We start from the raw sequence: 26413 nt of genomic DNA, 5'->3' as shown, positions 1-26413 counted from the left end.
AAGTATTATTAATCATTCATTTTTCCTTATTTTTGTTTTCGATACCATATAAAAACTGAAAATCTTTCCATGACCCGACAAACCAAGGCCACCGCCATCGGATTTTGCGCAATTATCCTATGGTCTTCTATTGTAGGACTTATCAAAGAAGTGAGCCATTCCTTTGGTGCCACTGCAGGAGCTGCATTAATATATACAGTTGCTTCGATGTTTTTGCTTTTTACTATGAAATGGGTTCCCTTATCAAAATTTCCAAAAAAATATTTAATCTATGGAGGGGTACTTATGGTTTCCTATGAGCTTTGTTTGGCCCTTTCTATAGGATATTCAACCAATAGCAGACAGGCCATTGAGGTGGGAATGGTCAATTATCTTTGGCCTACATTCACAATGGTGGCAACCATTCTTTTCAACAATAAAAAGGCAAACTGGTTGATTGCTCCGGGAATTATTCTTTCCATGTTGGGTATTGTCTGGGTATTGGGTGGAGAGCAAGGATTAGATATTTCTCAAATGATTGCTAACATTAAAACCAATCCATTAAGTTATGGATTAGCCTTTATCGGAGCTCTGTTATGGGCTGCTTATTGTGTAGTGACCGTTCGTATAGCCAATGGCGTAAATGGGATAACATTGTTTTTTATAATGGTTGCCGTTGCTTTATGGATAAAATATCTAATCATTGGTGACTCAAGCAGTATGCAGATTACTCTTTCTTCCGCTATATATCTTTTGCTTGCGTCATGTGCCATGGGATTTGGTTATGCAGCCTGGAACATCGGAATTTTACATGGAAATGTTACTGTATTAACCGGAGCCTCCTATTTTATTCCCGTTTTGTCATCAGCGCTATCTTCAATCCTTCTCTTTACAACATTGGGAGTGTCCTTCTGGCAAGGAGCAGTAATGGTTTGTATAGGTTCTGTACTTTGCTGGCAGGCAACCAGAGAACGAAAAAATAAGTAATAATATTTCTCTTCAATATCAGATTGCTAATTCGCTTATTTATTATTAAGATAATAGAATAATTAATGTATTTTTATTGTTCTGATAAATGACTAATCAAAATATGATGAAGAATAAACTAGCTTTACTCAGCACTGTTATTGTTTCCTGTATGAGTGCGCAGCAAAAGAATATCAAATTACACCAGATTTTTGACCAATATTATAAAGAGTCAAATGTACTAAGTCCTTTGAGTGCAACCTTTAATGGGATTGATGGCTATAACGATCAGCTTCCTGCTTATGATGAAAATCAGCTCAAAAAAATTCATGACTTTTATATAAAATATACCAACCTTCTGAAACCTTTTGAAAATGAGGATTTGAATAAAGAAGACCGTATTTCACTGGCAATTTTGGAGAATGATCTACAAATTGCGTTGAAAACAGAAAAATACCATGAAGAATATATGCCTATCAATCAGATGGGAGGAATTCCTACCTATATGGCCTTATTAGGCTCCGGTAGTTCAGCACAGCCTTTCAAAACGGTCAAAGACTATGAGAATTGGCTGAAGCGCTGTCAGGCTTTTTCAAGATGGACAGATGTCTCTATACAAAATATGCAAAAAGGTATCAAAGCAGGAGTTGTTTTGCCAAAATCTTTAGTGATGAAAATCATTCCGCAATTACAGAAACTGGCAAAAAATGATGATCAGTCTTCCTTTTATGAACCGATAAAGAATTTTCCCAAAGATTTTTCAAAAGAAGAACAAGATCGTTTAAGTAAAAACTTTAAAGATGTTCTGGCAAAAAATATTTTCTCATCGCTACAGAAACTTGCAGATTTTTTCCAGAATGAATATCTTCCAAAAGCCCGTTCATCCTCAGGAATCAATGTTTTTCCGAATGGAAAAGAAATGTATAAAGACTATATTTTTTCTATGGTAACGGTTGATAAAGACCCGGAAGAAGTATATAGATTAGGCCTATCTGAAGTGTCCAGAATCACTGAAGAAATGGAAAAAATTAAGAAGTCTATCGGCTTTAAGGGTTCACTTCCTGAATTATTTGAATTTATGAAAACCGATAAGCAGTTCATGCCTTTCAAAACAGATAAAGAAGTATTAGAAGCTTATCAGGATGTTTACGACAAGATAAAGCCTAACTTATCGAAGTATTTTGGAATTACCCCTAAAACACCTTTTGAAATTCGTAAAACAGAAGAGTTTAGAGCTGCTTCAGCATCCCCGCAATATTTTCCGGGAAATCTTCAAACCCATCGTCCCGGTATTTTTTATGCTCCTATTTTAGACCCAACAAAAATCAATATTACCAATATGGATATGGAAAGTGTATTTTTACACGAAGCCATTCCAGGTCATCATTATCAGATAAGCATTCAGTATGAAAATACTTCTGTTCCGGAATTTCGGCAAAAATATATGAATGGAGCATTTGTAGAAGGCTGGGCATTATATACGGAATCTCTGGGAAAAGATCTAGGAGTTTATACCAATCCGTATCATCAGCTTGGTGCATTAGGTACAGAGATGCACCGTGCGATCCGTTTGGTAGTAGATTCTGGTTTACACACAGGAAAAATGACCCGTGAAGATGCTATTAAATATATGATGGATAACGAACCTGTTTCTGAACAGTTTGCCACTGCTGAAATAGAACGGTATATGGCAAACCCTGCGCAGGCACTTTCTTATAAAATCGGAGAATTGAAAATAAGAGAACTGCGTGACAAATACAAAGTACAGTTAGGTTCTAAATTTAGTATCAAAGATTTTCATGATACCATCTTGAAAGGAGGAGCAATGCCTCTCACTGTTTTTGAGAATTATATGGACGACTGGGCAAAAAGTATCAAATAAAAATATTGAACTTTATAGTTGCTATACCCTTAGAAAAAGACTGATTATGATCAGTCTTTTTCTATTTCATTTGTTTTAAAGCGTTTGAATATTAGTTACTGGATGAATAACTAACAAAAAACAGAATACTTTCATATTTTGCAATAGTCTGAATAACTTTTTTTTGACCTTAGCATACACAAACTGTTGCATGGAGGTATTGTGAAATCCTTTATTGATAAATAACTGATATTATTTTTCCCTTTGTATCCATTAATTTCTTTCATTACAGTATTCCATTGTAAAAATAGCTTCAATTTTTGGGCTCAAAATAAATACATACCCAGAAATTGATAAAATTAACAACAATCAAGATGAAATTAATAACAAAATAAACCATTATAAAAGCTTTTTTTGTATCAAATTAGAATATCTGATTTTAGTACCTCTAACAGCTGCCTATACTACTGAAGGTAGCTGTTTTTCATGCAAAACTATCTGCCGCCAATAAAAAAAATTAATTGAAACTATGAAATGTATAGCATCTGATGTGTTCCTCATTATCAAAAATAATTTATTCCCGTTATAAAATGAATATATTTTGGAATAAATATTATAACATTTATCTCCTTAATACGTGATATTTTTAATCGGTATGAATTGCAAAGATTAAAGTACTGAACTTATTAATGAAAATGTAAGTAAACAATACGGTCAATTCTATTCCATACATTCTCAATAAGAAATAAAGAAGTTGTATCTTTAGATTATTTCAGTCTTAATACAAAATATACATATCAAAGTAAATAACTCAAATAATTATAAATGACGAAAAAAATTTCAATTTTAATTGCTAATTATAATAATGGAAAATATTTTAAAGAATGCTATGACTCTTTAATAAAACAGACCTATACTCATTGGGAAGCGATTATTGTTGATGATTGTTCTACGGATAATTCACTAGAGATTATTAGGCAATTAATAAAAAATAATGATAAGTTTCTACTAATTGAGAATTCTGAGAATAAAGGTTGTGGTTTTACTAAGCGAAAATGTATGGATTATGCCACTGGTGACGTTTGCGCTTATCTAGATCCTGATGATGCCCTTTATGCTACAGCATTAGAAGAATCAATGAAACAATATGGTCAAAATAATATTGTTTGTACTTATTCCAAAATGATGTTATGTGATGAAAATTTAAATCCACAGAGAGTATTTTCGAATACTAAACAAATTTATAATAATAGTCTATTTTTCAATTGTCCCATTCAATTTGCCCATTTCTTCACTTTCAAAAAAGATATTTATTGGAAAACATCAGGCATCAATCCTACCTTAAAAACTGCTATTGATCAGGATTTATACTTAAAAATATTGGAACATGGAAAAGTAAAGTTTATTAGAAAAGCTTTATATAGATATAGACTTCATGACAACGGGATTTCACAACACAAGGGAAAAACTGAGGCTAAGGAATCGTTTGCTTTAGTTATTTACAATACAATGAAAAGAAGAAATATCCAGTACATTAATCATCATAAAGTACCTGATCAATTTACAAGTCCGGAAGCTATTTTTCAATTATTAAATTATCAGACTCGTATTTTGTATCGGTTAAAATTAAAATTCATGTTGCTCTTTGAAAAATAGCCAATGTAACTTCATACGAACTTATCTGATGCTGATGTACTCAGTAGTAATCTCAATCATCAGGTCAACATCAAATGTTTCAGATAGCTTATGAATTAATTCTGAAATTTCTTCTGAATTATTAAATGCTCTTTCTAATTTCCCCATTCTGATACTTCTGACAACTCTAGTATAAGATTGTTTTATATTCTAAAAAACTAAAGAATCGGTTCCCAGTAGCATTTTGAGCTATAATTCAGATCTTTGCAATAAAGATATTAAATTTTAGAGTTATTTTATTTTTTTAGGGACAATAACTGATATTTCTCAATAATTCAAAAAAAATAAATGTTTATATTATCATCAAAATAAGCTCATTTTAATTAAATTTATTCATATAAACAGCTACAAATTAAACTGTTAAATAAAGTTAATATATCATAAAACGATCAGCAATCATGCTCATTCTCTATCATTTACAAAATCCCGTAAAAAATATTTAATACTTAATTAAAAAATAAATTTTCATCTTTGCAGCCTTAAAATCAAACACGCTAGTTTATTTCATGAGCATTATTTTAAAAAAGCGACTTCTTATAGCGCTTGTATTACCAACGGCCGCCTTGTATTATGGGCAGAGTACGAAGGATTCTTTAGAAAAATCTAAATCTATTGATGAGGTGATGTTGGTAGGTAGAAACCTTTCCCAAACAGCCAAAGAGAGAAAAACACCTGTTGCAGTTTCCAACATTAAGGCAGCTGAGATTCAGGAGAAACTGGGAAACAGAGAATTCCCTGAAATTATGAAGTCTACCCCTTCGGTATATGTTACCAAAGTAGGTGGTGGATTCGGAGACAGCAGAATTAACATGAGAGGTTTTGATGGTGCCAATATTGCGGTAATTATCAACGGACAGCCTGTTAATGACATGCAAGGAGGTACTGTGTACTGGTCTAACTGGACTGGACTAGCAGATATTGCAAGCTCTATTCAGATTCAGAGAGGTTTAGGAGCTTCTAAATTTGTAGTACCATCTGTAGGGGGAACGATCAATATTGTTACCAAAGCTACTGATTCTGAGCAAAAAGCAATGATTAAAGCGGAAGCTGGTAACGACAACTACTCCAGACTTTCAGCAATGTATTCTTCCGGGTTGAAAAACAAATGGGGAACCACAGTATTGCTTTCCCGTTGGCAAGGTGATGGTTACATCAACGGAACTAAAGGTGAAGGTTATTCATGGTTTTTCTCAACAGGATTTAAGCCAAATGAAAAACATGCGTTCAATTTTATTGCAACCGGGGCTCCACAGGTACACGACACAAGAAGATCTTCTGCAACCGGAGCTAATGTAGCAACCCTACAGCAGTTCGAAACTTACGGAAGAAGATACAATCCGCAAACAGGAATGCTGAATGGATCTCAATTCAATTTAGCACCTAACTTCTACCACAAACCCATTGCTTCATTGAACTGGGATTGGAATATTAATGACAACCTGAAATTATCCACAGTGGTTTACGGTTCTTGGGGACGTGGTGGTGGTGGTACCGGACTTAACGGTTCTATTGTACAAGGTAAAAATACCATGAACTTCATGAATAGTAATGATGGTACCATCAATTGGGATATGATTTACCGTTATAACAGAGGAGGTTCTGTTACAGATTATAATGGAAATACCTTCCAGAAATCTACTTTTACAGCTCCTACAGGTTCTCCTACTGATTACAACGGACAATATGTAAGTACTTTAAACGGAACTACCGGTATCGTTAGAAAACAAAGTATTAATGCTCATGACTGGTACGGAGTAATCGCAGACCTTAATTACAAAAAAAATAACTGGACTTTTAACGGAGGGATCGATCTTAAAACTTACAAAGGAGCTCTTTATGATATTGTTACTGATATGTTAGGATCAGATGCTTTATTTGTGAAAAATACAGTGAACGCTCCTAACGGTTATTATGTAGACCGTACAGTAAAGCCGGAACCTCTTACCAAAACAGGTAATACTCAGAAAGTATCTATCTACAACGAAGGGCTGGTAAAATGGGCTGGTGTATATGGAATGGTTGAATATAGTTCTGAAAAACTAAGTGCATCTGTTCAGGGGTCAGTTTCTGAGCAGTATTATAAGAGAAGAGACTATATGCTTTATACTCCTGGAAATCAAGACACCAAATGGTATCACAAAACAGGTTATATTGTAAAAGGAGGAGCTAACTACAATATTGATGATCATCATAATGTATTTTTTAATGCAGGAGCTATTTCAAGACAGCCTTTATTCAATGCCCTGTTCCCTTCTAACCAAAACATCTACAACGATGCGAAAAATGAAAGAATCTTCTCTTTAGAATTAGGATATGGTTTCAAATCCCGTTATATCGATGTTAATATCAATGCGTACAGAACTCAGTGGGATGACAGATTCATTTCAAGAACATTTAACGCAGGTGCAGCAGATGTTGCTAAGTTCTCTCAATTAAAGCTTGGAAATGCTTATTTCTATAATGCACTGAATGTTGGACAACTTCACCAGGGTGTTGAATTGGAAGCGAAAGCAAGACCTTTTGCTAACCTTAGATTGAGAGGGATGGTTTCATTCGGAAACTGGAAATACAAAGGAAACGCCAACTTCAATATTCTTGATGTTCAAAGCAACCAAGAAGTTGCCGGAGCAACAGGGATGATCAATATCAAAGATCTAAAAGTTGGAGATGCTGCACAAACTACAGCAAGTTTAGGTGTTGATTATAACATTACCAAAGCGTTCAGTATTGATGCTAACTGGGAATACTATGACAAATTATACGCTCAGTTCAACCCTATTAACTTCCTTACAGAAGCTGACAGAGAAAGAGGAATTGTAAAATTACCTAGCTATAATCTGTTTGATGTAGGAGCAAGCTACAAATTCGAAATCGGTCAGAAAAAATCTTTAACCTTAAGAGCGAATGTTTATAACTTATTCAACAAATATTATATTTCTGAGCTAAGTTCTAATATTCATGCTACTGATAAAATTGCTACAGGCCCGGGTGCTGGAAAAACATACCAGGAAGCAGGCAGAGTATATCAGGGTGTTGCTGATGCCAATACAGGTTTCTTAGGATTCGGAAGAACGTGGTCTGTGGCTGCGACTTTCAGATTCTAAGTAGTTCCATCTGAAAAATAAATCAAAGAGTTGTAATTTTAAACATTACAACTCTTTTTTATTGTTAAAACTCAGCAGATTTACTATTCAAATCCATATCAATCAGATAGGCTAAATGCTCGTGCATTTTTTCCACAAAATGAAGCTCAGCATTCAGAATTTTAGCCGTTGTTTTTTCGAAATTGTATTTTGTTTTGATACTGAATTCAAACTGGTCAATAGAGAAATCTTTCTCCTTCTCATAAAGCTTTTTGATATGACTTTTCATCAATTCATCCCGATTATTCAGTACGGAATGAAACTCAACAAAAAGGATATTGTTTTCCTCTTCAAGCTTTACCAGTTTCAACTGATAGATGTACTCTACTCCATCAATCAACCTGGATCGGATATTCGATGGGCTGAATAGAAAACTATAATATTCATTGGGGGGAAAGATCAGGCTGTAAAGTTCCGGCAATAAAAGAATGTATTGCAGATTTTTCTTTAGTTCTCCCTCAAAGTTTTTCAGCCCTTTTTCATAATTGGAAATAAACTTGAGCTGGTCTTTCTCTTCAGGAAATAGCATTGCCAACTTATTCTCTTTCCATTCTTCCCAGTTCTTCCAAAGATCCGCCTTATTTTCAACGGAAAGTATTTTCCCATTGAGATCTCTTTTCAGTTGAATATTACGGGAAATATCTGCAAGGGCAAGACTTTGCAACAGAAAGGGTTTCATCACATGATCTTCAGTATCACCCGTGATTTCTCTTAGTTTTATGGTATTCTCAATATATTTTTCACCTTTTTCCTGCGCAATAACAAGATCCGATGAGGTTTTTAAAGAGATTGCGGGGTTTTCTTTACCCATCAAAAAGGTATTCTCCACATTCAAGGTATATTCCTGCGAGAATTTTTCAAGCTGAAGAAGAGGAATATTTTCCCCAAAAAAGAAATTTGAAATGCTCATTTCATTAAAGTGGTGTACTCTGGATACTTTTTATCTATGAAAAATTAGTTTTTATATATTTCGACCATTCCGCCTCAATTTCCGGATCACTCTCTTTCTCAACAAAATTATAGTTACTGTAAAAATGATCAAGCTTTATAATTAACGAAACCTGATAATTAAACCATTGATGGTATTCATCAGATTCCTGCCATAATTCCCTTAATTCTGAATGCTCTTTAAAGAAAAGGATCTTTTTAGCTGCCCTTATTACCATTTGGGCCAGGACAATCGTATCTACAGATTCCAACTGCGGCAGAATATAATCTGTAGAGATCAGCTTCAGACGACCATTCAGTGCTTCAAGGGTTGCTAATGTAATAAAACTTTCTTCGTCATCTATAAAATCATCTTCATCCAAAATTTTGGTAAGATAAGGAATCACCAATTCTTTATCCGGAGATCCCTCCAGTTCTGCAAACCAATCTGTTGCAGTATCATTTTCAAAATTCTTGTATCCCCAAGCGCCCATAATTATATTTTTAAATTAATGTTCATAGAATCTGGCTAAATCAAATCCCATTTCCTTAGATAATTCATAATAGCTTTTATTAGGATCTAAATTAAGATTATTATAAACCACTTCTCTTAATTCATTATTATAATGCAAATCATTTTTAATTAAATAATGAGGTCTTATTACTTCTTGTGGTATAAGATCTCTTCTTTTTTTAAAATCTAAAGTAGCATGTAATAGAACTCTTGGTACACATGAAGAAATCTGATAGTCTTGCTCTTTAAAATGTTTTTCTGATAAACTGGTTTTTAAATTTAATTCTCCACAAGAAAGGATAGCTCCATCCATATCATAAGTCGAATTTTCAGGAAATTCAACTTTTGTATAATCTGCATTAATATTTTTTATTTTTCCAAATTCCAATGAATTATATTTCGAGTTATTCAATGATGTTACTAAAACTCTTGGAATAATAACTTTTGATTCGGTAAAATCATCTATATTTTCATAAATTCCATCATACATTTCTATTAACTGATATCCTTGATAAAATCCGGCTAGAATTGGAAAGTATTCCTCTGATAATTCCGTTTTCTTTATAATCTTATTAAATTGAGAATTAACATCAAATAAAACCCTACCAAATACATATAGATTTTCATTTTCTATTTTTAGATAAAAAATATCTCCAGTTCCTATTTTTTTACTCATTAATAAAATCTCTCTAAATCAAATCCCATTTCCTTAGATAATTCATAATAGCTTTTATTTGGATCAATATTTAGCTCTGTATAAATTTTTGTTCTGAGTTCAGGATGATAAAGTAAATCCCCATTTTTTATATACTCTGGCCACCTAGCATCTTCAGGAATAAACTCCCTTTTATTTTGGAAGTCCAGGCTGGCGTAAGCAATTGTTGCAGGAACATACATCTCACTATTAAAATTATCTATCATATTATCTTTAATGTTCAGATTGGTTTTGATAGATATTTCACCTCTGTCCAGTTTTACTATGTTTGACATGATATTTAAGTGTTCTGGAAATTCAACTTTAGTATAATCAACAGGCTCATTTTTAATGATTCCCCAATTCAGTATATTCCATTTTGAGTCTATTGCTTGAGTTAAAACCCTTGGGATAATAATTTTGGAAGTATTATCATAAGAATTCGATTGGTCATACAAACCGTCATATAACTCTACCAATTGACATTCTCTATAGAACATCATTAAATAGGGCATATAACTTTCGGAAAAAATTTTTGAATCAATCTTTTTATGATATTGTTTTTTGACATCAAACAAAATTCTTCCAAAAATATATTTCTTTGAATCGTTTAGCTGCAAAAAAAAGATATCTCCTACTTTTAATTTTTTATTCATAATTATGGACATGGTATAATTTTACTAAAATAATCAAATTTCTTTTTTGAAACTGCATTAATTTTATTCCATATAGCTGCAGCCCCCTTGCGCCCTTTTGTTCCAAGGCTTGAAATATAATGCTGTTCTCTGGCTGCTGTTTGAAAAGGAGTCCACATACCACCATCTATAACTTTATATCCCAATTTCCCCTCGCTTACCAGCTTTTGCAACCCTTTTTCTGTTATATGTTGGTCAATTCTTTTCCCTAAGCCCTGTACTGTTTTACCCACATAAATATCTTTGGGTGGAGGCCCTTTTTCAAAGAATTTGTAAATTTCCGTCGATCTTTTTGTCGTATCATTAAACACAGAATTTGGAAATGGATTTGATTTTCCATTATGTACCAGAATATCAAGTGAAGACACAAAATAATTATGTACTTCATCCACTTCCAGATTATAAGTTTTGAAATTTCCAGCAATTTTTTCGGTCTTTTCTACAATGACAGATTTTCCGGTAGCATCCATCAATAGATTTCCGCTCTCAATATCTTCTGCATTAATCCAGTCATTATGGGTTAATGACCAGAACCTGTGGGCTGATGTACTTTCAATGATTTCATCTCCAATATACAGTCTGCAAAGACTTTCCGTATGATTCACGTACACTCCGGTAACCTGTTTTAAGACTTCCGTATGTTCATCCAGATCAAAAGCTGTAACATAATCTCCTACAGAAATTGTTTCAATCGCTGCATAGCCGCTATTTTCATCAATTTTCACTAAAGTTCCGGCAGGGAAACAGTGTTTAAGCTTAGCCAGATCATCCCAGGTTTTTGCAACAAGTTCAGCGGCTTCATCAGCCATTTTACTTAAGCATTTTCCACTGTTATGAACCAGAACTCCTGAGTCTCCTACAAAGTAATTATGCCATTGGTCTACCTCAAAATTATAGACTTTCTGAGGCGTATAATTAAATTCTGTTTTTTGTATAACACCTTCTTGCTGGTCACGCAAAAGGATTTTATCTCCTTCTTTCAGTTCCGAAGCATCAATCCATTCTCCATTCGTATAAAAAGGATGGGTAGCTGTGGTTTCAATTACTTCTGCTTCTGTATAAATACTAATGGTATGATCACTTTCATTGACGATAAGATCAATCACCGGCTGAAGAGCTACAGTATCTGTATCTTCATCATAAGCCCATACCTGGTCTCCGATTCGGATATCTTCAATATTTTTAATTCCGTGTTCGGTATGAACAGGTGTTCCGGCTGGAAAACAGGCAAAAACACAGGTTTTAAGCAACTTTTTAGCGATATCATCCACACTTTTCTTTAAAGCTTCTTTGCTCAGTTTTTTCATCGCTGCTTTTCCCATCTGCTGAAGCGCTTCTTTAGATATGGCTTTTGCACCGGCTTTTATAGCGCCTTTCAATCCTGCTTTTGCTCCCTGCATGGCTACCGTTCCGGTTCCAAAAGAAACCACACCTACCGCAATGGAGGCTACATCCCATATTAAAAATCCGGCATTCATAAGGCTACCGCCTACATCTCCGGTTTGTATGTCATTGATAAGGTCACGACCGCTTCCCCACACAGGAATCATCCCTTCCACAAAACCTGCTTCCCCTACACTATTACCATTCCCACTGTCGTCAAGTTCACGCTGTGCCTGATCCTGCATATCTTTTACCTCCTGGGCAGCATCTTCCGGAAGAGGAACCTGTCCGCTGGTCATAAACTCAACCTTCCCCCCAACAGGACATTGACACGTACTTTTTCCTATCAAAGACCGGATTCCGTTAATTTTCACCTGCCAGGTATCTTGCCAGGTCATAGGAACTGTGGCAGGGGTACAGGGGCCACCACTAATCTTACATACCTTGAAGGAAGGTATGTTAACCAAAGGAGTAGCATCTTGATTCGTTGCTACAAGACAACCGTGGATCTTCACCTTTGTATTGAACGTAGGTTTGAAGAAATCCGGAGCTGCTCCCTGGTCACACATCATCAGGGCATTGAGGGTTATGTATTCTAGCTCATCCATGATTTCTGTTTTAGCATTACATAATATTGGTATCTCCCGAAGACATTACAGCACTTGGCCCTCCGGTAATGGTAAGTGGTGAATCTGTGCTAATATTCATCGCTCCTCCTTTACTTGAGAGCCCTAACGCTCCTGTAAGCGCGGTAATGTCAATAGTTCCTTTTCCTGCTGATGCCATAATTCCTGCTTCGGATATAGTGATAGAATTATCTCCTACCTGTAATGTAATACTTGTTTTTCCGTCCAAGGTAATATTTCCGCCGGCATCCATTTTTAACAAGGATTGTGGTGGAGCATCTTTCTTACCTCCTACATTAATTACATTCGTACTTCCTGCATTCACAGTATGGTTGCTATTGGCATTGGTGGTTGCATTTCCGGTTCCGTCAAAATTCATATTGGCACCACCCTGATCTTTAAGATTCATAGATCCTGCTCCATTATCATATTTAAGCTCTGCACCGCTTCGGCCACTGAAACTCATGACATTATTACCAGCACCGCCACCAGCTCCAATCCCACCATGATACATTCCGCCCATTACAAAAGGACGATCCGGATGAAGATGTACAAAATTAACAATCACCTGATCTCCCACTTCAGGAATAGACATAAATCCCCTGTTTTTGCCAACCTTTTCACTGCTTCCGGCATCGGGAGACATTACACGGATAAATTCCGTAGTGTCTTGCCCACTCTGCCAGTCAAGTTGAACCTGTACACGGCCTTGATTTTCAGGATCGGTATTGGAAATTACCTTTCCAAACTGGGGTTCTGCCACAGGAACAGTAAATTCCGGTCTTGGAATAAATCCGGTATCAGAAGCTATGGCCTGAAAAGATCCGTCATAATACCCACGGGCATCTACCTCATGAGTGACCTCTATGAGCATTAATTTTGTAAAATAGGAAGTATTGTTGGTGTCTGTTTTACGCATTTGAATATCTGCAATACAGCCAGGATAAAGAAATGGGACCGTTGTATTTCCAGAAGTGATAAAAACCTGTGAAGCATTGCTTCCTGCTGTTCCTTTTTGAGAAGCATCAATATCCATAAAAGAAGAAGCTTTGATGGGAGCTACTCTTAAAGATGGCGTTTGAAAAGTCTTTTCTGAAATTTCATACGCGCGCTTAGCAATATCTGAGGTATGGGTTATTTTTGAACTTCCACCTTTAAATTTTTCATTTTTGCTACTGTTATATCCATAGAATGAAGGATTCACATGCTGAGCTTTCATTTTAATTTTAACATCGGTCAGATTACTGCCATAGGTCAGCATTACAGGTTTTTCCTGTGGTGGAAGCTGCCCGAAGTGTAAGACTTCCCCATCGTAGAAAAATTGTTCCCCATAAGCTTCAGCAATTCTTGCCAGATAGTTATAATGGGTTTCTTCGTATTGAGAGCTGTATGAGACATTTCCATGACGGGCATCTACCCTAAAATCAAATTTTCCCTGTCCCAATCCTTCTTTAATCACTTCATTGGCAATACTGTTCAAACTGATAGGCTGCGCTCCTCCAAAGCTTTGAATATGAGGTGCCGCATCTAGCAAGATTGTTGGGCTGAAGCCTGACAAAACAAGATTGCCCAGACTTCCTTTTTCCTGACTGAATCCGACTTCTGTGATAACTCCTACAAAATTTCTTTCTGCACCTCCTTCCACATCTTTATATTTGAAAACAACAGTAATCCTCTTTCCAAGAAAATTCTGTACTTCTTCAAGATTATGGTTTTCTGCACTTCCTAACGTATCATGGGCTAGAATAAGTTCAAATTCATGATGTTTAGTAGCGCTTTGCGTAAGTTTAAAGTGTTTGAAATATTTTATAGGCTTACCTTCCACATGGATATCAAGCTTTACAACACGGTTGATTCCTGCTATCGCACTCTCCGGGATACTGTCTGCGTTGAATATTCTGGAAGTAGGCTGTTTTGCCCAAAGCTTTTCTTTGATAATTGCAGGTTCGTTGGGCAGCAAAGGTTGATTCAGGAATTGTTTACCTGTATTCACCACATTGACTGCATTATTTACTTTTGAAGCAACTTTCTTTACTTCTTTAATTTTCTTATTGTCTTGGATTTTGTTTACAAAACCTGTCTTGTCCGAATCTATTTCCGGTTTGGGAAGATTATTCTTTTCCTGAAACATGACATTTTCTTTTTGGTGTATGACTTAATTGGATATTCAACCTTTACAGGCGAGACCCTTTAGCTCAAAGAACCAATCTATAGCTTGCAACGGCCTCTGGAACAAGATATTCGATGATTGATCTGAGATGGGTGCAGTTAGAATTTCTAGAAAAATAATTCCACTTTAAGTACTTAGTATTACTTTAAAAAGGGGTTGATTTCGGTATTTTTTCATAAGTTTTTTTAGTGATTTTGGTAATGCAATATATCATCTTAAATATTCACATCAAAATGAATTACCGATTATTTGAGAAATTGTAGTAGTTCTACGACAATGAATTTTATAATGTCCTTTCAGTAAAGCTTTTTCTCATTATTGAAAAAAAAAATCCATGTTACCTTCAGATTATCAGCAACATGGATTGTTAAGTTATAGTTAAAAAATTGAAAACAGATTAAGTTTTATTTGAATTCTTAAGCTGCAATGCTCTCTGGTAAAAAGACTGATTCGCAATTTTCTGTTCTGCTTCATCAATAGCAACTAAAAGGTTATTCTGATTATCAGAAATGTCTCCTAATATCTGAGACATCAGTTCCCATACCGGTTTCATTTTTCCAATAAGTTCTTGCCCTTTAGCAGTAAGCCTAAATAATCTTTTACGTTCATCCTGCTTATCTTTTTCCCATTGTATTAATTCCTGTTTTTCCAATTCTTTAAGTAAAGTTATAGTGGATGGATGGGTATACCCTATTTCATTGGCAATTTCCACTACACTTGCTATTTCTTTTTTATAGATGGTAAAGATTACAGGGAACCATTTTAACTCGAAATCAATTCCAAACGCTTTATAAATTAGAGCACCATCCTTTCTCAGCTGTTCACTGAGACGGTGTAGCCTGGTAGATATGGCAAGAATTCCTGCTTCGTTAATAACATTCATATTCTGTTAATAGGTAGGTGATAAAAAATATCGTCAGCACTCATTAAGGGGAAACGATCCGGAAGGTTTTCTTTTTTAATCTTTTCAAAAGAATTTCTTTCATAAAAACGCTGAGCTGCTTTTAATACCGTGATTGTCCCCAAGTATATGTCATCAATTTCATTTTCATGACAGAAAGCAATTAAAATGTCCAATAAGATTTGTGCAACATTCAACTCTCTGCCTCTGAATTCTTTTTTTACAAACATTTTTCTAATCGCTCCGGCTCTTTCATCAAATTTTACCAAAGCAATAGATCCTACCAATTCGCCCTCTATAAAAGCTCCCCAGAAGTTTCCACCCGCTTCCTGATAAAAACTTTCAATCTGCCTTAGATCTGGTTGATCATCTATCGTAATTGGAATATTAAATTCTTTTTGTTGAATTGTCAAAATCAGGTCAATAGCCTGCTCTGAGTAAGCATTTCCTATAGGCTGTATCTGTAATTTCATAGGGGTTGATATTTAAAGTATAAAACTACGTAGTTAAATACATATATACAAATGGAAATTTATCTTTATAAGAAATTTAACAGAAATTAAAAGAATGAATTATCGTTCGCAGCAGAAAAACAGCCACATCGTGTAATGTAATGCTTTTGGATATTCCCAAAATGATTATCAAAAAGAAAGCGCAAAGGTGTGACATAAATTTAAAGGTTTGGAACGGTTTTTTGTGACACAGCTCTAAAACAATAAAGTGATTAAAAAAATTTAGGGTGGCTCTTTTTGTAATTTAGTATTTGATAAAACAATGCATAATTAATTAAAAACAGATAAATTTAGCCAATCTGGGAGTCGTGAAAAGTTTTATATTACGCCATGGGAAATTCAAAAAAAATAAGAGAATGAGCAAATCTAAAGACCATATTGATGAACAAATAAATAAAGCGGCAAATGAGATATTGTATTTATCAAACAAGTTGCAAAGACCTATAGTTATATCAATAGACGGTGGAAGCGGAGCGGGAAAATCCACAATTGCCAAACAATTGTGCATCAAACTACAAGCTGTAATAATTCCTCTTGATGACTTTTTTTCTGCACACATTCCTGATCATAAATGGGATGAATTTTCCATAACTGAAAAAATGGAAAAGGTTTTTGATTGGGAAAAAGTGAGAAGACTTGCAATTGAACCACTTCGTAAGGGAGAGCAAGCCAAATGGTTTGCGTTTGATTTTATTGCAGGATTGCAGCCAGACGGCACATACCCATTACAAAAAGAGGAAACAGTTCTCAACTCTTCTAGCATTATTCTTCTCGAAGGAGCTTATTCATCAAGTCAATTCTTACAAGACGTATTAGACCTTACACTCCTCATAGACGTAACAATTGAAGAGCGACACCGTAGACTTTCTCTACGGGACGACTTAGAATTTTCGGAAAAATGGCATCAACGTTGGGATGCAACAGAGGCTTACTATTTTGAAAAATTAAGACAAAAAACTTCTTTTGATTTAATAATTGAAGTATAAAAGATAATGAAAACCCGAAGCTGTTCCCGCACTGCATTTTTAAACCAACTGAAATCTTCTCTGGCAGAATATATGGGCAAAGATTTATAAAGCTATTTAATAACAAGACTTTTATTACCTTGTCAAATTAGATGTAATAGAAATTTTTCTAAGGATTTGAGAAAGATAATTTTGTATTTTGCTACGAGCGAACGGAAATACATTGAAAAGTAAAGCAATAAGTACCGTTACCAAGTCGTTACCTGACTTTTTTGATAATCTTTACAAAAGCTTAGTATTCAACCAACACAGCTTTTTGTTGAAAACTTTAAAATGCAAAACGTGTGTCATTACTGACACACGTTTTATAATTGATCACAAAATATTGTTTATTTCCATCCTCCACCAAGAGCTTGATACAGCTCAACAGCAGCTTTCATTTTGTTATATCTCGCATTAGAAATATTAAGCTCTGCATTCAATGAATTTACACTGGCATTTAAAACCTCAAGATAATTGGCCATCCCGTAGTTGACTAATTCCTGAGAATAGTCTACTGATTTTTTGTAGGCATCCAATTCTTTTTGCTTTAACTCAATAAATGAATCCTGAACAGAGAAAACCCTAATTGCATCAGAAACTTCTTTTCCGGCAGTAAGAACTGTCTTTCTGAAGTTTAAATACGCGGTCTCTTGGTTAGCAAGACTCACATCATAGTTAGTTTTGATGGTTCTTTTATTCAAAATAGGTTGTGCCAATCCTGCCACCACATTTGCAAATAATGAGTTTACATTGAAGAGATGGTCAATATCTACAGACTGAAGTCCTCCTGTTCCTGTAAGCTTCAACGTTGGATAAAACTGAGCTTTTGCAGCATTAGTTAATTCAAATGCATTCATTAAATTGTATTCTGCTCTCATGACATCCGGACGGTTCGCCAACAATTGAGCCGGATACCCTAACTTCAGATCGATTGGAAGATTTTGTCCTTCCAAAGTAGATCTTTCAATAGTATGTGATGGTTCCCCCATTAAGAGGCTCATAGTGTTTTCCAGCAATTGAATTTGTGTATCGATATCAATCAATAAAGACTTTGCATTGAAAACAAGAGCTTCACTCTGCTGTACCGCTACCTCAGTAAGGGTTCCGGAAGCTTTCAGTGCCTTTGTTGTTTCCAGATTCTTCTCACGAATCGCAATGGTTTCTATGATGATCTTTTTCTGAGCATCAAATGTCAGCAACTGATAATATGCAGAAGCAATGGAAGAAACAAGACTGCTTTTTACCGCTTTATGAGCAGCAACAGTTCCTAAATAAGCTGCTAATTGGGCTTTTTCCTGTGCTTTCATTTTTCCCCAAATATCTGCTTCCCAGCCCAGACTTGCCGTAATATCAAACTGATTAACATACCTTCTTTCTCCAATGATCTGTCCAAACTGAGTATTGATAGACTGGGTCTGGAAAGTATAATTAGGTCCTACCGAAAGGGTTGGTGCGTATGCTGCCTTGCTTTGTTTAAGGTACGCTTCTGCAGAAGTGATACTTTGCAAAGCAATCCTGATATCCAGGTTATTATCTAAAGCCTTTGAAATATGCCCCTGAAGCAGGGGATCTGTAAAGATTTCCTTCCAGGAAACATTGGCAATGGTAGCGCTGTCTGAAGGAAGCATATCGGTACGGAAAAGCTTTTCGTCAACAACGTTCTTCGGCCTTTCATATTCCTTTCTGGCCATACAGGACGTGATTGCTCCCAGCATAATCGCTGAGAAAGTTATTCCTTTTATGATGTTTATTAAACTTTTCATTATTTGAAATTTAAAAGTTCAAGGTTTCCGGTTTTCAGCATTAAACTTTTACCAAAAAACCTTAAACTAAATTAATTTACTCTGCTAAATTGATATCTTCTTTTTTGATAGGCTTAATTTTCTCCTGTATGCTTTCAAAAATCACATACAATACCGGAATTACAAAAAGTCCTAAAATAGTACCTATCAACAATCCTATAGCTGCTCCTGTTGCAATTGATCTGTTACCTACAGCACCAATTCCACTTGCAAGCACCAACGGTAATAAACCAAAGATAAAGGCAAATGAGGTCATCAAAATCGGTCTTACTCTCGCTTTGGCCGCATTAATAGCAGACATTACAATTGTTTCACCATGATGCCTTCTTTGGACTGCAAATTCAACAATAAGGATTGCATTTTTCGCCAACAATCCGACGAGCATGATCAGGGCAATCTGGAAATAAATATTATTTTCCAAGCCCATAATCTTCTGTCCGAAATAAGCTCCCATTACCCCAAGAGGAAGAGAGATAACAACGATTAGTGGAAGGATATAACTTTCATACTGTGCAGAAAGGATAAAATAAACAAAAACCAAACTTAGCCCGAAAATCAGAAGGGTCTGAGATCCTGAATTTAATTCTTCTCTGGTTAACCCTGTAAATTCTACTGCATAATTTTGATTCAGGGTTTCATCGGCCACTTGTTGTACAGCAGCAATAGCATCCCCGGAACTGTATCCGTCAGAGTTTGCTCCTGTCACCTTTACCGAGGTAAACAGGTTATAACGGCTTACAGATTGTGGTCCATATGCTTTTTTCAATGTTACAAACTGCGAAATAGGAGACATGATACCTGATCCTGTTCTGACATAGAGCTGATTCAGATTTTCGATGTTCTTTCTATTTTCAGGAAGTGCCTGAACCATTACCCTAAACTGCTTTCCATACTTTGTAAAGTCGGCAGTATAAATACCCCCGATATACCCTTGCATGGTCGCCAGAATATCATTTACTGAAACCCCAAGCTGCTTGCTCAGAGGAACATTGATCTCCATCTGATACTGAGGGTATTTTGTGTTAAATGAAGTCTGCGCAAACTGAATTTCAGGTCTCTGCATCAATTTACCGATGAATTCATTGGTTTTATTATCCAGGTCAGCATATTCTCCCCCTGATTTGTCCAGCAATACCATTTCAAAACCTGCACTGTTACCAAATCCTGGTACACTTGGTGGTTGAAAGAATACTACTTTAGCATCAGGTACAGCTCCTACAATTCCAAATAGCTTTTTGGTAATATCTTCAGAAGTCTGACCATCTTTTTTCCTTTCGTCAAATGGTTTCAGTTTAACAAAGGCAAGACCATTATTACTTCCGTTTCCGGATAAGAATCCTCTACCTGTAGAAATCGTTACATTTTGTACTCCTGGAACTTTCAATGCTTTAGCCTGAAGGGTTTTCAAAGCATTATACGTTCTTTCCATAGAAGCACCCGGAGGAAGCTGAACATCAGTAAAGATAATTCCTCTATCCTCTGTAGGAACAAAACCTTTTTTCATGGTTCCGCTTGCCCAATATAAAATACCTCCTGTAACCGCAAAGATTACTAAGGTTACCCATTTATGTCTTAACAGAAATACAAACCCTCTTCCGTAACGCTCAGTTGTTGTTTTAAAAGCAATATTAAATTTGTAGAAAAACTTCTGTAGCAGATTTAAATTCTTATACTCTGCATGATGTTCTGCGTGAGGCTTTAGGAATAATGAACATAACACCGGGCTCAACGTTAATGCGTTGATCGCAGAAATGATAATCGCGATGATTAACGTAATACCAAACTGTTGATAGAATACCCCTGTAGGGCCTGTAATAAACGTCACTGGAATAAATACCGCTGCCATTACCAAAGTAATAGAAATAATAGCTCCTGTAATCTCATCCATCGCTTCCACCGTTGCTTTTTTAGCATCCGAAATACCGTGCTCCATCTTCGCATGAACAGCCTCGACGACGACAATGGCGTCATCCACCACAATACCAATGGCAAGTACCAATGCAAAAAGGGTTAACAGGTTTAATGAGTATCCGAATAAATTCAGGAAGAAGAACGCCCCTACAATAGATACCGGAACCGCAATGGCCGGAATCAAGGTTGATCTGAAGTCCTGAAGGAATATATATACTACAATAAACACCAGGATGAAAGCTTCAATCAGCGTATGTACTACTTTTTCAATAGAAGCTTCTAAGAATTCGTTGGTATCAAAGTTAAAAGTATATTTAATTCCTTTAGGGAAAGTACTTTCTGCAGATTTTAGATACGTTTTGATATTTTTAATAATCTCTTGTGCATTGGAACCCGGTGTCTGGAAGATCCCCATACTGATGGAAGGACTGTTTCCGTTCTCCCCGATTCCTGTATAAGACTGACCTGCCAATTCTACTTTAGCAACGTCTTTAAGCATAAGATTTTGTCCGTTTGCAAGAGATTTAATGATGATATTATCGTATTGTTCTTTATCATTGAATTTACCTACATATTTGATAATATATTCAAAAGAACTTCCACTGTTCTGACCAATAGAGCCCGCAGCAGCTTCTCTACTCTGCTCGTTGATCGCGTTGGTAACATCCGTAGGAGTAACACTGTAGGCAGCCATTTTTGCAGGATCCAGCCAGATTCTCATGGAATAGTTTTTACCTCCGAAAACATTGGCATCCCCTACACCATTTACCCTTTTCAGGTTTGGAATAATATTAATATTCAAAAAGTTCTGAAGGTATACATCATCAAGATCTTTATTTTCAGAATAGAAAGACATATACATCAGGGCACTCGTCTGTTGCTTTTGAGTTACAACCCCTGAACGCGTCACTTCGGACGGCAATAAAGGTGTAGCTCTGGCCACACGGTTTTGTACGTTTACTGCTGCAATATCAGGATCTATTCCTTGTTTAAAGAAAACCTGAATCTGGGCAGAACCATCATTTCCCGCAGAGGAAGTAATATAGTCCATACCTTCTACCCCGTTGATTTGTTCTTCTAAGGGAACTACAACACTTTTCATTACAGTTTCCGCATTAGCTCCTGTATAGTTGGCAGAAACACTTACTGTAGGCGGTGCAATATCAGGATACTGTGTAACTGGTAACGAGATCAGTCCTAGCACACCGAGAATCACAATCAAGATTGAGATAACGGTAGATAAAACCGGTCTGTTAATAAAGTTTTTTATCATTAGAATTTCGGTTTTATTGATTGAACAAGACTATCCATTTTGATTGGCTTCGGTTTTACTGCTGTTCCCGGTTTCAATCCTCCAATACCTGCAGCAACAACTACTTCACCTTTATTAACTCCTGATTTTATAAGAGCCAAATTGTCAATTCTGTCAATAACATTTACAACAACGTTTCTCGCAGTATCTCCTTTTTCTACTTTATATACGTATACAATACCTTGTTGTTCATAAGTAGCACTTTCAGGAACGACAAGAACATTATCATAACTTTGTGGGAATCTGATTGTTCCACTGTTACCGTTGCTTAATAATTTTTGAGCATTGGTAAAGGCAACTCTGAACTGAATGGTTCCCGTAGTAGGATCTATTTGTCCGGTAATGGCTTCAATTCTTCCTTTTTCAGGATAAATACTTCCATTAGCTAACTGAAGTTCAACCATTGGTAAGTTTTTGATTTTCTCAGGCATAGAAGCGCCAGGAGATTTTTCAAGGAAGTCAAAATACTCTTTTTCATTCATGGCAAAGTAAGCAAAGATCTCAGAAGTATCAGAAATTGTCGTAAGAGGCGTCTGATCAGACGGTCCTACCAAACTTCCTACTTTTAAAGGAAGTCTTCCTACGACTCCTGAAATTGGTGCACGAATAATGGAATATTCAATATTAGCTTCTACTCCTTTGTAGTTGGCCTCAGCTTGTCTTTTGGCAGCATATGCCTGTTGTAATTGAGCCTGAGCCTGAGCTAATTGAGCTTGAGCAGACTGTAACTGTACGTTACTGATAATATTTTTCTGAACCAGAGGTTTCAGTTTGTTGACTTCAACCTGTGCAGCATTTACAGAGGCCTGTGCAGCGGCAATACTGGATTCAGCAGCTCCTATTCCTGCTTTAGAAGCAGCTGCATTTTCGGTAAGGATATTGGTCTCCAAACGGAACAAAGGCTGTCCTTTGGTAACGTATTGTCCTTCATCTACCAATAACTGGGTAATATATCCCTGTATTTTAGCACGTACATCATTGTTTACTCTACCTTGGATGGTAGCTGGAAACGTCTGATATCCTACTATATTTTTTGACTCCACAGAAACAACAGGGTACGGTTTGGCACCATCCTGTTTCGGAGCTTCTTTTTTGCAGGCTGTGAGAGAAAGCGCTGCAATGGAAAGTATAACTAGCTTATTATTCATTTTATAGTTTATTAAGAGATTCCTGAATATTTTCTATGTTTTTGTTTAAGAGTGCTTTGTAAACTTCTATTCTTTCGTTGTATCCATCGTCTTTACTTTTTTTAAAATTGTTTAAATCATCTAATAGCTTTAATTCGTCCTGCATTTTCTGGACAATTTTCTCAAATCGGATCTTTTTGTATTCATCATTGATGAAAAAATACCGTTTCCTCTCATCCATCTTATTATGATCTACAATAAGCTGTGCATTTAACAATAATGAAATACTGGTGGAAACGGAACTTTTGCTCGCAGAGAGCACTTCAACAAACTCGTCAAAAGTAATTCCTACTTTCTCATAATCAAAAAGAAGGTAGGAATAGATTTTTGAAGCTAAGGGAGGTAGGCTGAACACAGTGCCATAAAACTTTACGGCATCCTGAAATATTTTTTCATCAATTCCTATACTTTGGTGCATAATATAAAAATTTGAACAAAAGTAAAAATTAGTTCAGAACCAAACGAACAAAGCTGATAGACATTATAAATACAGGGCGTTTTAAAAATTCAATGAAAATAGATTTAACTTTTGGTCTAAATTATAATCTTCTCATAAGCTTTCCTTACTCCATCTGCCAAAACCACTTCTCCACAATACGAGTATCCTTTACTTTCCAGAATTTTGAGCATCGCAATATTATCATAATTTGTATCTACCTTAACACTCTGAATTCCACTGGTTCTGGTAAAATCTTCAATGTGATCAAAAAGTTTTTTAGTCATTCCCTGTCCTGCAAACTTCTTATCAATTGCGATACGGTGTACAACAACAAACTCTCCATTACTTAACCACGCCCCTTCAATTTTGCTATAAGCAGGTTCATCGTTAAGGATCAAAGCTGCATACACTGCAATTTCCCCATCTACTGTAAGCACATATCCGAAGCCTTTAGCAATATCACTTTCTACTGTTCCAAGATTAGGATACCCATTCTGCCACTGTGTACTTCCGTCCTGCTTTCTTCTTTCAATGGACTGCTGGATGATTCCCCAAATAATGTCTCTGTCTTCAATTTCCGATTTTCTTAGTTTGATTTCTGGATTCATGTTGTTGATTTTGATAAAAAAACATAAAGTTTAAAGATTAAGAATTAGAACTATTTACCTGTTGATCACCTAAACTAAAGCTCTAATTTTATTAACGCAAAGGCTTTATTTATAAAGCTTAAGGTTTTAAATGAGCAAAGATTGCGATTTCCTCTTTGAAGAAGCTGAGTGGCTTTTTGACCGCTTGATGAGAATCAATTTCATTAATTCTCATCTTTGATCACCTAAAATTTTGCTTCAAATTTAAATCAGATTAATACAAGTTCCTGATTATTCAATCTTGAATTTTGGCTTATAATAATAGTCTTCAAACCATCTTTTAAACATTTATTTTTTTTAATAATTTAATGATTGATTTAATTAAAAAACCGAAAACTAATTAAAAAATTAATTTTCGGTTTGAAGTAGTAAAATTTAAAATTATGAAATTGTTTTATTAATTTTCACTTTGTTGAAGATAAGCATCAATAATTTCAAATGCTTTCTTCTCGTCTTCCAGATCCACCATTACCTTTAGCGATGTTGCTGTAGGTGTTGTCGTAAATGTCAGATAGTTGTTTTCAACAGTGTTTGTAATTTGTGCATCATCCAATTTAGACTTAACCAACTGAATTTCTGAAGGGTTATCACTTTCGTAAACTGATACTCTCGTACTTCTTTCCATATTCTAATTGTTTGAGTATCTAAATGTACAATGTTTTTTCGAAAATTACAAATCTTTGTTTTTAAATTTTATTAATATTGTTTTCAATTTTATCTAATGCCAATTGGATCTCTTCTTTGGTCACATTCAGGTGTGGTCTGAAACGTAAAGACTGATCTCCACATGGAAGAATGATCAATCCGTCATTGAATAATTCGGTCATCATCTTATTTCTATCTGCCCCGGATGGAAGATCAATAGCACACATTAATCCTCTCCCTCTAGCATTGGAAATTTTTTCAGGATACTTATTTGCCATTTCTTTTAAGCTTTCCAAGAGGAAATCACCTACTACTCTTGCATTCTCAACAAGGTTTTCTTTTTCAATAACTTCCATTACCAACTGGAAACGAAGCATATCAATAAAGTTACCTCCAAATGTAGAATTGATTCTTGAGCTTTCTCTGAAAACGTTATTTGAGATTTCGTCAAATTTTTCTTTGTTGGCTAATACTCCACAAACCTGTGCTTTTTTACCGAAAGAAATAATGTCCGGCTTTGCAGTAAAATGCTGGAATGCCCACATTTTCCCTGTAATGGCAATACCTGTCTGAACTTCGTCAAAAATGAGTAAGATTTCATTATCATCACAGATTTTTCTTAACCCTAATAAGAATTCATCTCTGAAATGATTGTCACCACCTTCTGCCTGGATAGGCTCAATGATGATACAAGCTACTTTATCAGGATTCATAAGAATGGCTTCTTCAATCTGAACTAAAGCCAATTGCTCGTTCTTGATCGTTTCCGCTAAATTCTCTTCCGTAATTGGGAATGATAACTTGGGGTTTAAGATTCTTGGCCAGTTAAACAATGGGAAATATTGATACTTTCTAGGATCTGAAGTATTTGTTAAACTTAAAGTATACCCGCTTCTTCCATGGAAGGCCTGTTTGAAATGAATACAGATTCCTGCTTCAACATCAAGACCTTTTTCAAAGTTTTTACGTGTTTTCCAATCGAAGCAAGCCTTCAATGCATTTTCAACGCCTAAAGTTCCGCCTTCGATGAAGAAAGCATATTGCAATTCTTCGGGAATCACAACTCTTTCGAACACTTCTAAAAAGTGAGCATATTCTTCTGAATAAACGTCTGCCAAAGTTGGTTTGTTGACAGCCATTCTTCCCAACCATTCTGATCTTTCTACAAGATACGGGTGATTGTACCCAATGGAAGCTGATGCAAACATAGAGAACATATCCAGGTATTCTCTATCTGTAAGTTTATCATAAAGCCATGATCCGTGAGATTTTTCAATATCCATCACGAAATCAAAACCATCTGCCAACACGTGTTTTCCAACTGTTTCCTTTACTTTATTTGCTTGTATATCTAATGTGTGTTCCATAATAAATTGTTGTGTGATTTAATAAGTGAA

Annotated in this window: 21 protein-coding genes; 5 read left to right on the top strand and 16 right to left on the bottom strand. The window is 35.6% G+C overall.

The window, feature by feature from the left end; genetic code table 11:
• Positions 1-69: 69 nt before the first annotated feature.
• The 3 genes from yddG (at position 70) to EL260_RS12945 (ending at position 4462) form a co-directional block, all read left to right on the top strand.
• Positions 70-966 (top strand): aromatic amino acid DMT transporter YddG, encoded by an 897-nt coding sequence (gene yddG / locus EL260_RS12955; protein WP_123855751.1) that lies wholly within the window; start codon positions 70-72, stop codon positions 964-966.
• 103 nt (positions 967-1069) lie between these two features.
• Positions 1070-2827, top strand: coding sequence for a DUF885 domain-containing protein (locus EL260_RS12950; RefSeq protein ID WP_198418042.1), 1758 nt, complete (start codon positions 1070-1072; stop codon positions 2825-2827).
• A gap of 804 nt (positions 2828-3631) precedes the next feature.
• Entirely contained in the window at positions 3632-4462 is an 831-nt protein-coding gene (locus EL260_RS12945) for a glycosyltransferase family 2 protein (protein ID WP_123855750.1), read from the top strand.
• A 21-nt stretch (positions 4463-4483) separates the two neighbouring features.
• On the opposite strand, the gene EL260_RS26120 is transcribed toward EL260_RS12945, so the two are convergent.
• Positions 4484-4609: a hypothetical protein gene (locus tag EL260_RS26120; protein ID WP_262697009.1), complete on the bottom strand. Its 126-nt coding sequence runs from the start codon at positions 4607-4609 to the stop codon at positions 4484-4486.
• 398 nt (positions 4610-5007) lie between these two features.
• Here EL260_RS26120 and EL260_RS12940 point away from each other — a divergent pair, with 398 nt between their 5' ends.
• A complete protein-coding gene (locus tag EL260_RS12940; protein WP_123855749.1) occupies positions 5008-7605 on the top strand; it encodes a TonB-dependent receptor in 2598 nt (865 codons plus the stop codon).
• Between the two features lie 64 nt (positions 7606-7669).
• Here the strand turns inward: EL260_RS12940 and EL260_RS12935 are convergent, their stop codons facing one another.
• The 8 genes from EL260_RS12935 to EL260_RS12900 all read right to left on the bottom strand — a co-directional run bounded on the left by EL260_RS12935 (position 7670) and on the right by EL260_RS12900 (position 16027).
• On the bottom strand, positions 7670-8554 hold the full coding sequence (locus EL260_RS12935) for a hypothetical protein (RefSeq protein ID WP_123855748.1): 885 nt from the start codon (positions 8552-8554) through the stop codon (positions 7670-7672).
• Between the two features lie 34 nt (positions 8555-8588).
• Complete coding sequence (locus EL260_RS12930) at positions 8589-9065, bottom strand: DUF4259 domain-containing protein (protein ID WP_123855747.1); 477 nt, start codon at positions 9063-9065, stop codon at positions 8589-8591.
• A 15-nt stretch (positions 9066-9080) separates the two neighbouring features.
• Positions 9081-9761: a hypothetical protein gene (locus tag EL260_RS12925; protein ID WP_123855746.1), complete on the bottom strand. Its 681-nt coding sequence runs from the start codon at positions 9759-9761 to the stop codon at positions 9081-9083.
• Entirely contained in the window at positions 9761-10435 is a 675-nt protein-coding gene (locus EL260_RS12920) for an Imm26 family immunity protein (protein ID WP_164466517.1), read from the bottom strand. The genes EL260_RS12925 and EL260_RS12920 overlap by 1 nt, the downstream gene beginning before the upstream one ends.
• Before the next feature lie 2 nt (positions 10436-10437).
• Positions 10438-12465, bottom strand: a complete 2028-nt coding sequence (locus tag EL260_RS12915) for a polymorphic toxin-type HINT domain-containing protein (RefSeq protein ID WP_123855744.1) — start codon at positions 12463-12465, stop codon at positions 10438-10440.
• Between the two features lie 16 nt (positions 12466-12481).
• Positions 12482-14614 (bottom strand): type VI secretion system Vgr family protein, encoded by a 2133-nt coding sequence (locus EL260_RS12910; RefSeq protein WP_123855743.1) that lies wholly within the window; start codon positions 14612-14614, stop codon positions 12482-12484.
• Positions 14615-15050: 436 nt separating this feature from the next.
• Positions 15051-15536, bottom strand: coding sequence for a MarR family winged helix-turn-helix transcriptional regulator (locus EL260_RS12905; protein ID WP_123855742.1), 486 nt, complete (start codon positions 15534-15536; stop codon positions 15051-15053).
• Positions 15533-16027 carry a GNAT family N-acetyltransferase gene (locus EL260_RS12900; protein WP_123855741.1) on the bottom strand — a complete coding sequence of 165 codons (495 nt, stop codon included), beginning with the start codon at positions 16025-16027 and terminating at the stop codon, positions 15533-15535. Before EL260_RS12900 ends, EL260_RS12905 begins: the two co-directional genes overlap by 4 nt.
• Positions 16028-16422: 395 nt before the next feature.
• Between EL260_RS12900 and EL260_RS12895 the strand changes: the two genes are divergently transcribed.
• Positions 16423-17052 carry a uridine kinase family protein gene (locus tag EL260_RS12895; RefSeq protein WP_123855740.1) on the top strand — a complete coding sequence of 210 codons (630 nt, stop codon included), beginning with the start codon at positions 16423-16425 and terminating at the stop codon, positions 17050-17052.
• Positions 17053-17420: 368 nt separating this feature from the next.
• Here the strand turns inward: EL260_RS12895 and EL260_RS12890 are convergent, their stop codons facing one another.
• The 7 genes from EL260_RS12890 to lat all read right to left on the bottom strand — a co-directional run bounded on the left by EL260_RS12890 (position 17421) and on the right by lat (position 26383).
• Positions 17421-18836: an efflux transporter outer membrane subunit gene (locus tag EL260_RS12890; RefSeq protein ID WP_123855739.1), complete on the bottom strand. Its 1416-nt coding sequence runs from the start codon at positions 18834-18836 to the stop codon at positions 17421-17423.
• Between the two features lie 76 nt (positions 18837-18912).
• Positions 18913-22059 carry an efflux RND transporter permease subunit gene (locus EL260_RS12885; protein WP_123855738.1) on the bottom strand — a complete coding sequence of 1049 codons (3147 nt, stop codon included), beginning with the start codon at positions 22057-22059 and terminating at the stop codon, positions 18913-18915.
• Entirely contained in the window at positions 22059-23246 is a 1188-nt protein-coding gene (locus EL260_RS12880; protein WP_123855737.1) for an efflux RND transporter periplasmic adaptor subunit, read from the bottom strand. The genes EL260_RS12885 and EL260_RS12880 overlap by 1 nt, the downstream gene beginning before the upstream one ends.
• Position 23247: 1 nt before the next feature.
• Complete coding sequence (locus EL260_RS12875) at positions 23248-23703, bottom strand: transcriptional regulator (RefSeq protein ID WP_123855736.1); 456 nt, start codon at positions 23701-23703, stop codon at positions 23248-23250.
• Between the two features lie 116 nt (positions 23704-23819).
• On the bottom strand, positions 23820-24332 hold the full coding sequence (locus EL260_RS12870; RefSeq protein WP_123855735.1) for a GNAT family N-acetyltransferase: 513 nt from the start codon (positions 24330-24332) through the stop codon (positions 23820-23822).
• A gap of 436 nt (positions 24333-24768) precedes the next feature.
• Positions 24769-24996 (bottom strand): DUF2007 domain-containing protein, encoded by a 228-nt coding sequence (locus EL260_RS12865; protein ID WP_106915805.1) that lies wholly within the window; start codon positions 24994-24996, stop codon positions 24769-24771.
• A gap of 61 nt (positions 24997-25057) precedes the next feature.
• Positions 25058-26383, bottom strand: a complete 1326-nt coding sequence (gene lat / locus EL260_RS12860) for an L-lysine 6-transaminase (RefSeq protein ID WP_123855734.1) — start codon at positions 26381-26383, stop codon at positions 25058-25060.
• Between the last annotated feature and the right edge of the window lie 30 nt (positions 26384-26413).

This window comes from Chryseobacterium nakagawai (assembly GCF_900637665.1).
Lineage (GTDB): Bacteria > Bacteroidota > Bacteroidia > Flavobacteriales > Weeksellaceae > Chryseobacterium > Chryseobacterium nakagawai.
This window is presented reverse-complemented; position numbering and strand designations above follow the sequence as displayed.